The organism is Ruegeria sp. AD6 (assembly GCF_056542325.1).
The window spans coordinates 1-13,687 of sequence record NZ_JBQFZQ010000009.1; the positions used below are offsets into that span (position 1 = coordinate 1).

Annotated in this window: 12 protein-coding genes; all 12 read right to left on the reverse strand. The window is 60.0% G+C overall.

The window, feature by feature from the left end:
- Window positions 1-337: 337 nt before the first annotated feature.
- Window positions 338-1,828: a mannitol dehydrogenase family protein gene (locus ACR0KJ_RS16140; RefSeq protein ID WP_480627146.1), complete on the reverse strand. Its 1,491-nt coding sequence runs from the start codon at window positions 1,826-1,828 to the stop codon at window positions 338-340.
- On the reverse strand, window positions 1,828-2,601 hold the full coding sequence (locus tag ACR0KJ_RS16145) for an L-iditol 2-dehydrogenase (protein ID WP_480627147.1): 774 nt from the start codon (window positions 2,599-2,601) through the stop codon (window positions 1,828-1,830). The genes ACR0KJ_RS16140 and ACR0KJ_RS16145 overlap by 1 nt, the downstream gene beginning before the upstream one ends.
- Window positions 2,598-3,602 carry an ABC transporter ATP-binding protein gene (locus ACR0KJ_RS16150; RefSeq protein WP_170455971.1) on the reverse strand — a complete coding sequence of 335 codons (1,005 nt, stop codon included), beginning with the start codon at window positions 3,600-3,602 and terminating at the stop codon, window positions 2,598-2,600. Before ACR0KJ_RS16150 ends, ACR0KJ_RS16145 begins: the two co-directional genes overlap by 4 nt.
- 12 nt (window positions 3,603-3,614) lie before the next feature.
- On the reverse strand, window positions 3,615-4,445 hold the full coding sequence (locus ACR0KJ_RS16155) for a carbohydrate ABC transporter permease (RefSeq protein WP_170455969.1): 831 nt from the start codon (window positions 4,443-4,445) through the stop codon (window positions 3,615-3,617).
- Between the two features lie 12 nt (window positions 4,446-4,457).
- On the reverse strand, window positions 4,458-5,324 hold the full coding sequence (locus tag ACR0KJ_RS16160; protein ID WP_170455967.1) for a carbohydrate ABC transporter permease: 867 nt from the start codon (window positions 5,322-5,324) through the stop codon (window positions 4,458-4,460).
- Between the two features lie 107 nt (window positions 5,325-5,431).
- Window positions 5,432-6,736: an ABC transporter substrate-binding protein gene (locus tag ACR0KJ_RS16165; RefSeq protein WP_170455965.1), complete on the reverse strand. Its 1,305-nt coding sequence runs from the start codon at window positions 6,734-6,736 to the stop codon at window positions 5,432-5,434.
- Window positions 6,737-6,831: 95 nt separating this feature from the next.
- Entirely contained in the window at window positions 6,832-7,857 is a 1,026-nt protein-coding gene (locus tag ACR0KJ_RS16170) for a LacI family DNA-binding transcriptional regulator (RefSeq protein ID WP_170455962.1), read from the reverse strand.
- A 97-nt stretch (window positions 7,858-7,954) separates the two neighbouring features.
- The gene (locus ACR0KJ_RS16175) at window positions 7,955-8,965 is read right to left on the reverse strand and encodes an Ldh family oxidoreductase (RefSeq protein WP_480627148.1); all 1,011 of its coding nucleotides are present in this window, start codon (window positions 8,963-8,965) and stop codon (window positions 7,955-7,957) included.
- 12 nt (window positions 8,966-8,977) lie between these two features.
- Window positions 8,978-9,541 carry a DUF3726 domain-containing protein gene (locus tag ACR0KJ_RS16180; protein ID WP_480627149.1) on the reverse strand — a complete coding sequence of 188 codons (564 nt, stop codon included), beginning with the start codon at window positions 9,539-9,541 and terminating at the stop codon, window positions 8,978-8,980.
- On the reverse strand, window positions 9,538-11,199 hold the full coding sequence (locus tag ACR0KJ_RS16185; protein WP_480627150.1) for a hypothetical protein: 1,662 nt from the start codon (window positions 11,197-11,199) through the stop codon (window positions 9,538-9,540). The genes ACR0KJ_RS16180 and ACR0KJ_RS16185 overlap by 4 nt, the downstream gene beginning before the upstream one ends.
- Window positions 11,192-12,190: a membrane dipeptidase gene (locus tag ACR0KJ_RS16190; protein ID WP_170624797.1), complete on the reverse strand. Its 999-nt coding sequence runs from the start codon at window positions 12,188-12,190 to the stop codon at window positions 11,192-11,194. The genes ACR0KJ_RS16185 and ACR0KJ_RS16190 overlap by 8 nt, the downstream gene beginning before the upstream one ends.
- Window positions 12,190-13,632 (reverse strand): aldehyde dehydrogenase family protein, encoded by a 1,443-nt coding sequence (locus ACR0KJ_RS16195; protein WP_480627151.1) that lies wholly within the window; start codon window positions 13,630-13,632, stop codon window positions 12,190-12,192. The genes ACR0KJ_RS16190 and ACR0KJ_RS16195 overlap by 1 nt, the downstream gene beginning before the upstream one ends.
- Between the last annotated feature and the right edge of the window lie 55 nt (window positions 13,633-13,687).

Here is a 13,687-nt window from a genome sequence, read left to right on the forward strand (position 1 = left end):
AACCCAGCCCGTTCAGACTACAATTGATCCACTGGATCAATTGCTTAACGTCTTCACCTCGTCGTTATCAGGGCTTTCGCGGCCCCACTGCGGCCACTGTCCCTTCAAACCATAACCTGAAGGCCAAAGGTGCAAATCATACGCCCGAAACCAACTTAAATGACCCAAGCGATCCAAAAAGATAGCCCGTAGACCTGTTTAACCAAAGGTTCACAGTGTCAAACCTTTAGCGGCAGCCCCAGATGGTAATTGGGTTCTCAACGCATTTGAACAAAAGGCAAAACCTAAAAGAGTTACAGCATTTGGCCTTGAGTTTTTTGGGGGCTTCCAGGCTTTCTCAAAGGTACCTTTTTAGTACATCCCGGGCTCCGTTCTGCCAAATCTCGGAAAGCCAACCTGAAAATTCCTGAGCGAAACGTTCGTTCAAGCCGACCTGACCGTACAAACCGGTTTTAACAATCCACGCCTTTGGGTCGTCTTTGGCGGCAATTGCCGCCCGTTGCAATTCGTCCCACAGGGGGTCGTTGGCTTGAATTTGGGTTCCGTTTTCCCGAGTGCCCGCGCACATTCGGCACCAGAATGCTTCGGCAAGGGCCAAACCCGAAATTGACGCACCTTCCCCAAGCGCGTCCAGAAGGGACGGCAACAGGAACTCGGGGTGGCGAGAGGATCCGTCAAAGGCAACGCGGCGCGTTGTGTCCTGGATGGTTGGGTTTGCAAAGCGGCGCCCGATCAGAGTCAGGTATTCAGTGGGGGTGAGGCCGGGGACCGGTTTGACATGGGGCACAATGCACTCTGACTGGACTTTCCGGAAAAAACCGGCAAGATCAGGATCTTTCATGCAATCTGCAATTGTCGGAACGCTTAATATCTCTCCGACATTGGCAAGCAATTGGTGGCCACCATTCAGGATTCTGAGCTTCATGGCCTCATAGGTATGAACGTCGTTTGTTATGGTAACACCGACCTCTTCCAATGGTGGTCGGCCTGCACAAAACGCGTCCTCAATGACCCATTGGCGAAACCGTTCGTGGGTGACCGGGGCTTTGTCATCGACCCCCAGATCGTGACACATTGAAATGACCTGATCCCGGGTGACCGGGACGATGCAATCCACCATCGAATCCGGAAAAGCGCCCTGTTGGTCGATCCAATCGGCAAGATCCGGGTCCGACAATTGGGCCAGCCCAATGACGCAGGACCTGAGTATTGCGCCATTGCCCTTGAGGTTGTCGCAACTCAGCGCGGTGAACGGGCGCGTCCCGGCGTCCCGGCGGTGTTTCAGGGCCGCGACGAGCGCTCCGAACACCGTCCGGGGTTGGTTTGGGTTCTGCGCGTCATGTTGGATATCGTCATGTATTGTGTCGAAATCGCCTGTATTAGGGTCTTGATAGTAACCGCCTTCCGTCACCGTCAGCGACACGATGCGGATCGCCGGATCCGACATCCGTCGGATCAGAGCACTGTTCCCCTCTTCAATTGGCACATAGTCGATCATCGGGGCGATGACCTCGGCCGAGATTCCCGAAGGGTCGAGCTCGATCAGGGTTGTCAGGCAATCCTGGGCCATCAGCTTTTCACGCATCTCGGCGTCATAGGGTCTTACGCCCGCGCCGATGATCGCCCAGTCATTCGCCCGGCCCATTTGCATCAGTTGATGGATGTACCAGGCCTGATGGGCCCGGTGGAAATTGCCCAAACCGATATGCACAATGCCCGGTGTTAGGTCTTCGGGCCTGTACCGAGGGGTTTTGACCTCGACCGGCAGATCTGCCAAGGCAGATCGGCGCAGTTTGATCGGCATATGTGTTTCCGAGCGCGGGTCCATCAGCTCATCCAGTTTCCGCCATCGACGTTATAGGTTTGGGCCACGATGTACTCGGCCTCGTCCGAGGCCAGAAAGACGGCCATGCCGGTCAGATCCCCGGCGTGGCCCATGCGACCATAGGGGACCGCCGCCGCAACCTCGCGCTTTTTCTGGCCGGGCGCTTTGCCTTCGTATCTGGCGAAGAAGGCATCGACACCGTCCCAATGTTCACCGTCCACAACCCCGGGGGCGATGGCGTTTACGTTGATCCCGTGTTGGATCAGGTTCAGCCCTGCGGATTGAGTCAGCGAGATCACCGCAGCCTTGCTGGCGCAATAGACGGCGACCAGGGATTCCCCGCGCCGTCCGGCTTGTGAGGCCATATTGATGATCCGGCCTTTGACGTTGTTTTTGATCATGTGCCTCGCCACCGCCTGCAGCGTGAACAGCGTGCCCGCCACGTTGATGTCAAAGACGCGCTGGTAGTCGGCGCGATCAATCTCGGTGACTGGGGCGGCGGTAAAGATGGCTGCGTTGTTGATCAGAATGTCGATAGGACCGAACCGGTCGGCGGTTTGGTCAATTGCGGTCTCAATACTGGCCTGATCGGTGACATCCATTTCCACCGCCATGGCCGCTGATCCAATCTGTACGGCCGCATCGTTGGCGCGGGCAATGTCGATATCGGCAATGGCCACCTGAGCGCCCTCGGCCACATAGGCTTGGGCAAAAGCCAGCCCGATCCCGCGGGCGGCCCCCGTAATCAGCGCGGTTTTGCCCTTCAGGCGCGTCATTCGATCCGCAGCCCCTGTTGATCAAACCGGTGAATGACGTCGGCGCGTGGGGTCAGGTGGATGCGATCCCCGTGGCGGAACCCGACCTCGCCATCCGCGCGGACGGTGATGGTTTCGGCCAGACCGGTTTCGTGGATGTGGAAGAACGTGTCGGACCCAAGATGTTCCGACACGCCGACAACGCCGGACCATGTGCCTTCGGTATCGGACACTGCGATGTGTTCCGGACGAATGCCGATGGTCTGCGCGCCGTGTTTTGCGGCCTCGTCCCCTTCGATGAAGTTCATCTTGGGTGAGCCGATGAAGCCCGCGACGAACAGGTTGCGCGGGGTTCGATAGAGTTCCAGTGGAGAGCCGACCTGCTCGATAACGCCTGCTTGCAGCACGACGATCTTGTCCGCCATGGTCATCGCTTCGACCTGATCATGGGTTACGTAGATCATCGTGGTCGCAAGGCGCTCGTGCAATTCGCTAATCTCAAGCCGCATTCCCACACGCAACGCTGCGTCGAGGTTCGACAGCGGTTCATCGAATAGGAACGCCGCCGGTTCCCGCACAATCGCTCGACCGATCGCGACCCGCTGGCGCTGACCGCCGGACAACTGCCCGGGGCGGCGGTCCAGATAGTCGGTCAGGTTCAGAACGCCCGCCGCGCCTTCGACGCGCTTGTCGATCTCGGCCTGATCCAGCTTGGCCATGCGCAACGGGAACGCGATGTTCTTGCGCACGGTCATATGCGGGTAGAGCGCATAGGACTGGAACACCATCGCCAAGCCGCGCTTGGCTGGCGGTACATCGGTGGCGTCAGATCCGTCGATGTCGATGGAACCGCTGGTGATATCCTCCAGCCCCGCAATCAGGCGCAACAGAGTGGATTTACCGCACCCCGACGGGCCGACGAAGACGGTGAACTCGCCATCCTCGATGGTCAGGTCCAGCGGGGGAATGACCTGAACGTCGCCGAAGCTTTTGGTCACTGACTTGAGTTGGATACGTCCCATACGTCGTCTTCCTTATTTCACAGCGCCGAAAGTCAGGCCGCGGACAAGTTGTTTCTGGCTGAACCAGCCAAGGATCAGGATTGGTGCAATCGCCATGGTCGAGGCTGCGCTTAGCTTGGCAAAGAACAGACCCTCGGGGCTGGAATAGCTGGCGATGAAGGCGGTCAGAGGCGCGGCATCGACGGCGGTCAGGTTGAGGGTCCAGAATGCCTCGTTCCACGCCAGGATGAAGTTCAGCAACACGGTCGAGGCGATGCCGGGAATGGCCATGGGAGTCAGGACATAGAGGATTTCCTCTTTCAACGTTGCCCCGTCCATCCGCGCAGCTTCCAGAATCTCACCCGGAATTTCGCGGAAATAGGTATACAGCATCCAGACGATGATCGGCAGGTTGATCAACATCAGAACAACGACCAGCCCCCCGCGAGTATCCAGAAGACCCAGCCGGATGAACAGCAGGTAGATCGGATACAGAACGCCGACCGCAGGCAGCATCTTGGTGGACAGCATCCACAGCAGGATGTCCTTCGTGCGCTTGGACGGAACAAAGGCCATCGCCCACGCGGCGGGCACCGCAATGATCACGCCCAGAATGGTTGAACCCCCCGCGATGATGACCGAGTTCCACAGGAACCGCATGTAATCCGAGCGTTCCTGCACGATGGCATAGTTCTCCAGCGTCCAGTTGAAGTTCAGAAACAGGGGCGGGCTGGCAATTGCCTGCGCCTCGGTCTTGAAACTGGTCAGGATGGTCCACAGGATCGGGAAGAAGATCAGCAACCCAACAGCCCAGGCAAGGGCGGTGTTCAGTGTTTTACGGCGGGGTGTGACGGCGCGGGCCATGGTCTTACCTCCTCACGCGTCCAGGTTTTTGCCGACGATACGCATCAGGAAGATGGCAACGATATTGGCAAGGATGATGGCGTAGACACCTCCGGCTGATCCGAGGCCAACGTTCTGGCTTTCCAGCACGCGCTGGAAAATCAGGTAGGTGAGTGTGCGGGTGCCGAACGCGCCGCCGGTGGTCACGAAAATCTCGGCGAAGATCGACAGCAGAAAGATCGTCTGGATCAGGATCACGATGGTGATCGCGCGGCTGAGATGCGGCAGGACGATGTGGTAAAAGCGTTTCAGCACCGGCGCACCGTCCATTTCAGCCGCTTCCAGCTGCTCACTGTCCAGCGACTGGATCGCGGTCAGCAGGATCAGCGTTGCAAAGGGCAGCCATTGCCATGAGACGATCATGATGATCGAGGTCATCGAAGCCTCGGACAGCCATGAAATCGGCTCGGCCCCGAAAAAGCGCCACAGATGCGCCAACAGGCCGTTCACCGGATCCATGAACATGTTCTTCCAGACCAAAGCGGAGACGGTGGGCATCACAAAGAAGGGCGCGATCACCAGAATACGGACAACGCCTTGCCCCCACATCGGCTGGTCCAACAGCATCGCCAGCAGAACTCCCAGAATGACCGTGATCACCAACACGCCGCCGACAATCAAAAGCGTCGCCTGAACCGCAGGCCAGAAAGAACTGGAGGAAACGAACCGGATGTAGTTGTCGAACCCGACCCAACCCAGATCACCACCGCGCAGGGGCAGGTATTTCTTGAAGGAGAAATACAGGGTCATCGTCAGAGGCACGAGCATCCAGCCAAGCAGCAGGACCACTGCGGGTGCCATCATCAGGCGGGCAACGGATCGGGAATGTTGGGTTGCCATGGCGCAAGACCTCTCTGTTCAGGCATAGGGCTAGCCTGCGAGAAAAACACGAGTTGTGAAAGTGGGGAGCGGGGGACAGGCACCTGTCCCCCACTGGGAGGGAGGCCTCAGTACCCTGCGGCTTCCATCTCTTCGGTGGTAAAGGCCTGCGCTTTGGCAAGGGCTTCGTCCACGGTTTGCTGACCGGCATAAACGGCCGAGAATTCCTGGCTGACTTGTGTGGCGATGCCTGCAAACTCAGGAATGGCGACAAACTGGATGCCGGTATAGGGCGTCGGCTGGGCACAGCAGTTCTGCGGATCCGCCGCAAGGATCGACTTCAGCGTCATCTGCGCGAAAGGGATGTCCTTGTAGTTGTCGTTTTCATAAAGCGAGGTCCGCGCACCCGGAGGCACATTGGCCCAGCCTTCGTTCTCGGCCACCAGCTCGATATAGTCTTTCGAGGTCGCCCATTCGATAAATTGCTTCGCGGCGTCTTCCTGCTGCGTGCCAGCCGGAATGGCCAGTGCCCAGGCCCAGAGCCAGTTGGCGCGTTTGTCGACGCCTTCTGAATTTGGTGCCAGCGCAAAGCCGACCTTGTCCGCCACGGTTGAATCGTCGGGGTTGGTCACGAATGATGCGGCAACGGTCGCGTCGATCCACATCCCGCACTTGCCCTGCTGGAACAGTGACAGGTTTTCGTTGAATCCGTTGGTGGCATAACCCGCAGGACCGGATTCATTCATCATATCGACAAAGAATGTCAGTGCTTCTTTCCACTCGGGCTGATCGAACTGGGGCTTCCAGTTTTCATCGAACCAGCGCGCACCGAATGAGTTCCCGGTTACGGTGATAAAGGCACCGCCTTCACCCCAGCCCGCCTTACCGCGCAGGCAGATGCCGTTGATGTCATTGTCCCGGTCCGTCATCGCCGCCGCAGCTTCGCGGATGAATTGCCAGGTGGGCGCTTCGGGCATTTCCAGACCGGCAGCCTCCATCAGGTCGGTGCGATACATGATCATCGAGCTTTCGCCATAAAACGGCGCGGCATAAAGCGTGCCGTCATTGCTCAGCCCGCCTGCCATGGCGGGCAGCAGGTCGCCCACATCGTAGTCATCGGACATGCCATCCAGCGGCACCAGCCAGCCATTTGCGCCCCAGATGGGCGTTTCGTACATGCCGATTGTCATGATGTCGAACTGGCCACCCTTGGTGGTGATGTCCGTGGTTACGCGCTGACGCAGCACGTTTTCTTCCAGCGTCACCCATTCCACATCAATGCCGGTCGCTTCGGTGAAATTGTCGGTGTAGCCCTGCATCCGGATCATGTCGCCATTGTTGACGGTGGCGATCGTTATGGTTTGCGCATGGGCCGCGGCCGTGGCGACGAAAGTCAGTGCAGTCGCCGCACGAAGTGCGTTCTTAAAATACATCCCTGTCCTCCCTGAGCTTGGATGTCATGCAGGAAGGGTAGTCTGTAAATTATCGCGGCGTCAATAAAAACTTTACGCGCGTTAAAGTTTGGCGATCACGCGGACTCCCGCAATACAAGCCGGGCCGGGAACAGGGTTTCCCTTCGGCTGTCAAATTTCCCCCCACTTTCAATGAGTTCGAACAGTGTTTCGACACTGCGTCCCGCGACATTGTCATAGTCATGCGCCGCCGTGGTCAAAGACGGGCAGGTGAATTTTGCAAAGGGATGATCGTCGTTCGAGGCGACTCTCAAGCTGCAATCGTCTTTGCGACCAACCCGAATCCCCTGTTCGTAACAGGCGGCAAGAAACCCGATTGCCAGGCGGTCATTGCTGCACAGAACCGAGTTTGTTTTCAGCGCGCCGTCCTCCAGAACTTTCAAAGCGCCCCGATGCCCGATCTCTTCAAATGCCCAGCCTTCGCCGTCGATCCTGATCACATGGGGGTCGAACCCCAGACGCTCCATCACCTCGACATAGGCCTTGCGCCGCTTGTTGGCGTTGGGGTTTGCGGGTGTCCGCATCTCGAAGAACGAAGGCGGCTCACCTGTGCGGGTCATGTATTCCACGGTCTGCGAGACAAAGCTGAAATTGTCTGATCCGATAAAGGCCGCACCCAGCCCCTCGATATTGCTGTCGAACAGGACCGTCGGCACGTTCTTGCAGAACTTTTCAATCGCCGACCGGTCCGAGTCGCGCCCCAAGGGCGCAAGCAACACGCCCGCCGGTTTCAGCGAGCGCAGGCTGTCCAGAATCTCGACCTCAAGTTTCTGTTCGCCATGCGAGCTGAACAGCGAAGGCCGATAGCCTGCGGCGATGCAGCTTTGTTCCAGATAGCGTGCGATCTCGGCAAAGAACGGGTCGGCAAGGTAGGGGACGACGATGCCGATATTCTTGGTCAGTTTCCGGTTCTGATTGATCGCGAAGATATTGGGGCGGTAGTCGAACCTCTCTAATGCTTCCTCGATGCGGGCGCGGGTGGTTGGGCGGACGCTGTCAGGATCATGGAAGTATTTGGAAACGGTCGGCCGGGATATTCCGCTGAGGGCCGCGAATTCTTCCATATTCCTGATTTTGGTCATTCTACCCTGCCTGCACCCGGAGAGCTGTCTTGATTTGCGCTATCTTTACATAATCTTTGCGCGCGATAACAATCAAGGGTCAGGCATCCGCGTTTGTTCACGCAAGAATGGCTTCGATCCGATCCAATGTCGCCTGATTCACCGCGACGCCCTGCTCGGCAGCGTTGCGGCGTTTCGCATGACGGCCATCGCCGGGCAGATGCGCGCCATCCTGCGCGCGGATGGCGTGGACCAGCGCTTCAATCCGGTTGGCAAACGCCCCACCGGAAGTCGCACCCGGATCAATGGCAAGGAACATCTGGCCGGTGCGCGGCGGACCGCCTGCGGTGCCCGAGAAAGGCGACGCGTCGATCCCCAGGGTCGCGCCGGTCATTGCGGCAGCCAGCACTTCGGTCAGCAGCGAAACTCCGACGCCTTTATACCCGCCTGACGGGGCCATCGAGCCTTTGAGCCCCACATTAGGGTCTGTTGTCGGATTTCCCTCGCTGTCCAGCGCCCAACCTACGGGGATTGGTTTGCCTTCGCGCGCGTGCTTCATCACCTCGGATTTGGCGATTGTGCTGGCGGATTGGTCGATCAGCAAAGCGGGCTGGCCGTCCGGGCCGGGTGCAGCGACAGAGAACGGATTGGTCCCGACTACTGGCTTCGCTCCACCCGACGGCGCAATTGACGCGGGCGCGTTGGTAAAGCCCAGCCCCAGCATCCCGGCCTGTGCCAGCCGGTAGGTGTGATAGCCCAGAACCCCGCAATTATAGCTGTTCTTGATGGCAAGCGCGGCAATCCCGTGTTCCTTGGCCAAAGGGATCAGTTTTTCGAACCCTGCATCGATGGCCGAATGGGCAAAGCCGGTGGCGGCGTCAACTGCGATCACGCCCGGACGTGGCTGGTCCACAACCGGTGTGGCCTGCCCATCCACCTTGCCGCATTGCACATGCTCGCAATAGATCGGGATATAGGCCAGCCCGTGGCTGGCAACGCCATCGGCTTCGGTTGCGGCGGTGGCAACAGCCAGGGGTCGGGCGTTGGCCTCGGACGTGCCAGCGGCCACCAATGCGCGCAGGGCCAGATCTTCGATTTCAGCCAGTGTCAGGGTCTTGGTTTGCATCATCAACTCACTCGGTCAGTCATTGTCAGTTGTCCCGGCACCTGCGCCGCGCGCTCGGCTTTCCTCGGTCGCCGGGGCATAGGTTCGATGGGCCAGCGCGTTCAGTGCCTGCCAATCGCGCGGCAGTGGCGCGGCGCGGGTTGCATGGGTGCGGGCTGTGGTCAAAACGCCGCCGCTTGCGATGGTTACGGTCTCGGACCGGTCTGGAAATCCCTGCGCCAACTCCAGTGACCTGCCATCTGTCACCGCCACCACGCCGCCGCATTTCACAGTGACACACGCTTTGATCAGGCGGGCGGCGTTGGCTGCAAACGGCAGGATCATAAGCGGAGTTCTGACACCCGGTAGGGTAACCGCTTCGGTGGACAGAACGCGCGCTCGATCCGACAGGGACACGCCCTTGATCAGTGTTTGCGCACCGGTCTCCAGATCAGTGGTCAGGGCACCGACCCCGTCCAGACCCTGAGCGCACAACCAGCGGCAGGCCTTTGCCGCCTCGTCCGCCAGCCCCCAGGGTTGGCCCGCCCCACGGGTCGCCCGCTTGGCGATGGTTTCCACCTCATTCAACGACAGGGTCATGCGGACGGCTCGGGATAGACCCACAGGTCGGCATTGTCCGGCGTCAGATCGGGCGGATAAGGGGCCCCGGCATACATGACCACGCGCACCCACCGGTCCGAGCGGGGATCAAACCGGGTTACGCCAAAAAAGGACAGTTTGGCGCGCAGCATGTCAATCGGCACCACGTCGGCCCCGATCGTGTTCGAGCGGATCTCGCCATAGGGCGCTGAGCGTGTGATCTGGGCGCGCCGGACGCTTTGGCGATGTTCGGGGTGGTGGGCGAGGGTGTCTGCCACCGGGCTGTGCGGGTCCGCTGTTACAAGCACGGCCAACGCTGCCGTGGCATCACGGGCCGGGGCCAGCGGTTGTTCGTAGGCTTCTATCGGTTCCTCGAACCGTTCGCCTAACCTTGGTTCCAGCTTCTCTTCCGAGATATACCACGCCCTTGCGCAGTTCTCGGGCGCGGTCCAGTCCCGATCCAGCAAGGGGCCGAAATTCCGACGCAACAGGTTGGACACCTCAGCCACAGGCATGGACCCATCCAGCACAAAGGGCCCGCTGTGATCGGACATTGTGGTCGCCAGATCATCGACCAGATCGCCATGCGGCTCCAGAATCAAGGAGGCGACAAGCTCTTGCCCTTCAGCGCTGAGCGTTTGGTCCGTCCAAATCATGAGATTATTCCAAGGCGTCGCGCCCGACAGCCCTGTATCTTCCAAATAAGACCCAAGCGCGGCCAGATCGTCCGTCAGGTGCTGAAGCTTGACGATCTGGATTGGGTGTTCAGATCGCCATGTCGCCACAAGCTGTTCGCACCTGTTGACCAGATCGCGAAACAGGTCGATCTGTTCAGGCGAGGCGGGCAGGTCGCGCACCCGCGCAATGGCGGTTTCGCGGGCCACAATCCAATTGTTCAGCAAAACCGGATGGTTGACCAGATAGGGGGCCATGCCCAGCCCGGTCGAATTGCCGATGCCGATCTGCCGCGCAAGACCTTCGTCCAAACGCGCGGCCCTGTCGCCGCCGCGCACCTGTGCCATATGCTCGACCAGATCGCGTACGAACCAGCGGGTCAGGTAGACCGACAGCATCTCGGCCTGAAACGGCGACTGCATCTCGGGTCGGTTGGCAATCACCTCGCGGTCGGCGGCCCCCAGCTTGCCCGAGCCGTAAACAGCGGTAGTGCGCATCAGATACCCGACCGCCTCAAGCTGGTTCGCATCCGGCTGGCGGCCATTGGACAGGCAGTCCACCACATGTTCCCACAACCGGACCGAGCGGTTGGCGCGGCTGACCGAAATCTCACGTTCAGTGACCCGGCCCGCTTCTTGCAGGGGCACGTTTTGCGACAGGCGCTCGATGTCATGGGGCTCGGGCACGCCGTCAAACAGGGTGAATGTCGTGTCCCATGCGGTCGCAATCACCCGGTCCGAGCGCATGTGGTCCGGCAGATCATGGGCGAATGCCACCAGCGAATAGGCGCATTCCGGCCCTTGCGCGGTATAGACTGCGTGGCCGACGCCCTGTGCGTCGATGTCAAAAACCGGGCGCGAGAATTCCCAGCTTTCCCGAGCCATCCGGCGCGTCAGTTGCCGCATGAAGCTGAGCCGGCATTGATGCAGCGACCCCAGCCGTTCCAGAGTCATGATCTTCTCGGGTGGGCGCAGCTCAGCCATCTGGTTGCACCTGCGACGTGAAATTTTCAGCGAAGAAGCGATACCAGTTGCCGCCCATCACGGCGGCGACATCCGAGTCATCCATGCCGGTTGCGCGCAGGCCGGATTCGATGTTGCCAAAGTCGCGATTGTCCCGGAACCAGTCTGGCATGGGCGGAAACCCCGGCGCAGCGGCCGAGCCTTCGCCATAGTCGATCTCTTTGCTCCACCGTCCCACGCGCATCCATTCCACAATGCTGTCGGGCTGATCCTGACACAGATCCGTGCCGATCCCCAAATGCTCGATGCCAAACCTGTCCGCCGTGCGCGCGATCATCTCGCAGAACTCCTGCAGCGAGCAGCCCGAGCCGCCCTTCAGGTGATGAGGGTAGATCGAAAAGCCGAACATGCCGCCATTTTCTGTCACTGCACGGATGACATCGTCGCGCTTGTTGCGCAAAGCAGGATGCCAGTCGTGGGGGTTGGCGTGGGTGATGGCGATGGGGCGGGTGGAATGATCGGCGGCTTCGATGGTCGAGCGATCCCCGGAATGGCTCATGTCGATCACCAGCCCCACGCGGTTCATTTCGCGCACGACCTGCTTGCCCATTCGGGTAAGGCCGGTGTCTTCGGCCTCATAACAGCCGGTCGCCAGAAGGGACTGGTTGTTATAGGTCAGCTGCATGAACCGCGCGCCCAAGGTGTGCACGATTTCCACCAGGCCAATATCGTCTTCGATGGGTGAGGGGTTCTGGAAGCCGAAGAACACCGCCGTGCGCCCGGTTGCACGGGCGCGGTCGATATCTGCGGCGGTCAGCCCCTTCATGATCAGATCCGGATACTGCTCGAACCAGCGGTTCCAGCGTTCGAAGTTCAGGACGGTTTCGCGAAAGCTCTCATGGTAGGCGATGGTGACGTGGATCGCATCGACCCCGCCTTCGCGAAGCTGCCGGAAAATCTTTTCCGACCAGTTGGCATATTGCAGCCCGTCTATTCTGAGGGTGGGCCGCATCAGACGGGGCCTGCGCTTAAGTAGGCGGTTTTGACCGTGGTGTAGAACTCGGCCGCGGCCTTGCCTTGTTCGCGCGGTCCGTAGGAACTGTCGCCGCGCCCGCCAAACGGCACGTGATAGTCGGTGCCCGCTGTCGGCAGGTTCACCGTGACCACACCGGTGCGCGCATTGCGGCGGAAATGCGTGGCCCGCGCCAGCGAGCGGGTCACGATGCCCGAGGTCAGGCCGAAATTGGTGTCGTTGACCACGCTCAGCGCCTCGTCATAGCTGCCGACCTTGATGACGCTGGTCAGGGGGGCGAACATCTCTTCACGGTTTATCGCCATGTCATTGGTGGTGTTCAGGAACACGCCGGGGCTCATGTAGAACCCGTCATGCGGCATATCCAGACCTGCGCCGCCACAGGCCAGCTCGGCCCCTTCGGATTTGCCCAGATCGACATAGGCCAGATTTTCGTTCAACTGCTGCTGGCTGACGACGGGCCCCATCTGTACGCCCTCTTCCAGCGCGTGGCCAACCTTCATCGCCTGCGCACCGGCGACCAGTTTCTCGACAAATGCATCATGGATGTTGGCGTGGACCACCAGCCGGGATGAGGCAGTGCATTTCTGTCCTGTGCCACCAAAGGCCCCGCCCAGTGCCAGCGTGACGGCCAGATCCAGATCGGCATCGTCCATAACCGCCAGCGCGTTCTTGGACCCCATCTCCATCTGCACTTTGGTCAGGTTCTGGATTGCAGCGGCGGCGATCCCCTTGCCCACGGGAACCGAGCCGGTGAAGGAAATCGCGTCGATCAGCGGGCTTTCCACCAGACGCTGACCAATCGTGCCGCCCGAACCCATGATCAGGCTGAACAGACCTTTGGGGATATCCTGCCGCGCGATGATCTCGGTCAGCGCGACCGCCGATGCCGGGGTCACATTCGCCGGTTTCCATACGACCGCGTTGCCATAGCACAGCGCAGGCGCGATCTTCCACGAGGCGGTCGCGGTCGGGAAGTTCCAGGGGCTTATGATCGCAACGGTGCCTACGGGCTCGCGGCGCACGTCAATCTCAATATCTGGGCGCACGGAATCGGCGTTTTCCCCGATCTGGCGCAGGCATTCGGCGGCGTAGTAGGTGAAGAACTGACCGGCGCGATAGACTTCGCCCTTGCCCTCGGCCAGCGGTTTGCCTTCTTCACGGCTCAGCAATGTGCCCAGCTCTTCTGCGCGGGACATCATTTCGGTGCCGATGGCGTTCAGCACGGCCTGTTTCCGCTCCAGCCCATAAGCCGCCCATTCGGCCTGAGCCGCGCGGGCGCGGGTCAGGGTGGCGTCCAGCTGATCCGATGTCGCCTGAGCGTACAGGCCGATCAGGTCGGTTACATCCGACGGGTTGCGGTTTTCAATCTCGGTATCACCCGCCAGCCATTCGCCAGCGATAAGGTTCTTGTGGGTCACGGAAAGCCTCGGGAAGGGTTTGAGCAAGGTTGCGGGATGATGGACATGGGGCAAA

Bases quoted from the DNA above. Each gene is read 5' to 3' on its own strand.
- ACR0KJ_RS16170 (WP_170455962.1), bottom strand. From the start codon at position 7,857: ATGACCAAAATCAGGAATATGGAAGAATTCGCGGCCCTCAGCGGAATA.
- ACR0KJ_RS16175 (WP_480627148.1), bottom strand. From the start codon at position 8,965: ATGATGCAAACCAAGACCCTGACACTGGCTGAAATCGAAGATCTGGCC.
- ACR0KJ_RS16140 (WP_480627146.1), bottom strand. From the start codon at position 1,828: ATGGACCCGCGCTCGGAAACACATATGCCGATCAAACTGCGCCGATCT.
- ACR0KJ_RS16180 (WP_480627149.1), bottom strand. From the start codon at position 9,541: ATGACCCTGTCGTTGAATGAGGTGGAAACCATCGCCAAGCGGGCGACC.
- ACR0KJ_RS16145 (WP_480627147.1), bottom strand. From the start codon at position 2,601: ATGACGCGCCTGAAGGGCAAAACCGCGCTGATTACGGGGGCCGCCCGC.
- ACR0KJ_RS16165 (WP_170455965.1), bottom strand. From the start codon at position 6,736: ATGTATTTTAAGAACGCACTTCGTGCGGCGACTGCACTGACTTTCGTC.
- ACR0KJ_RS16185 (WP_480627150.1), bottom strand. From the start codon at position 11,199: ATGGCTGAGCTGCGCCCACCCGAGAAGATCATGACTCTGGAACGGCTG.
- ACR0KJ_RS16190 (WP_170624797.1), bottom strand. From the start codon at position 12,190: ATGCGGCCCACCCTCAGAATAGACGGGCTGCAATATGCCAACTGGTCG.
- ACR0KJ_RS16155 (WP_170455969.1), bottom strand. From the start codon at position 4,445: ATGGCCCGCGCCGTCACACCCCGCCGTAAAACACTGAACACCGCCCTT.
- ACR0KJ_RS16160 (WP_170455967.1), bottom strand. From the start codon at position 5,324: ATGGCAACCCAACATTCCCGATCCGTTGCCCGCCTGATGATGGCACCC.
- ACR0KJ_RS16150 (WP_170455971.1), bottom strand. From the start codon at position 3,602: ATGGGACGTATCCAACTCAAGTCAGTGACCAAAAGCTTCGGCGACGTT.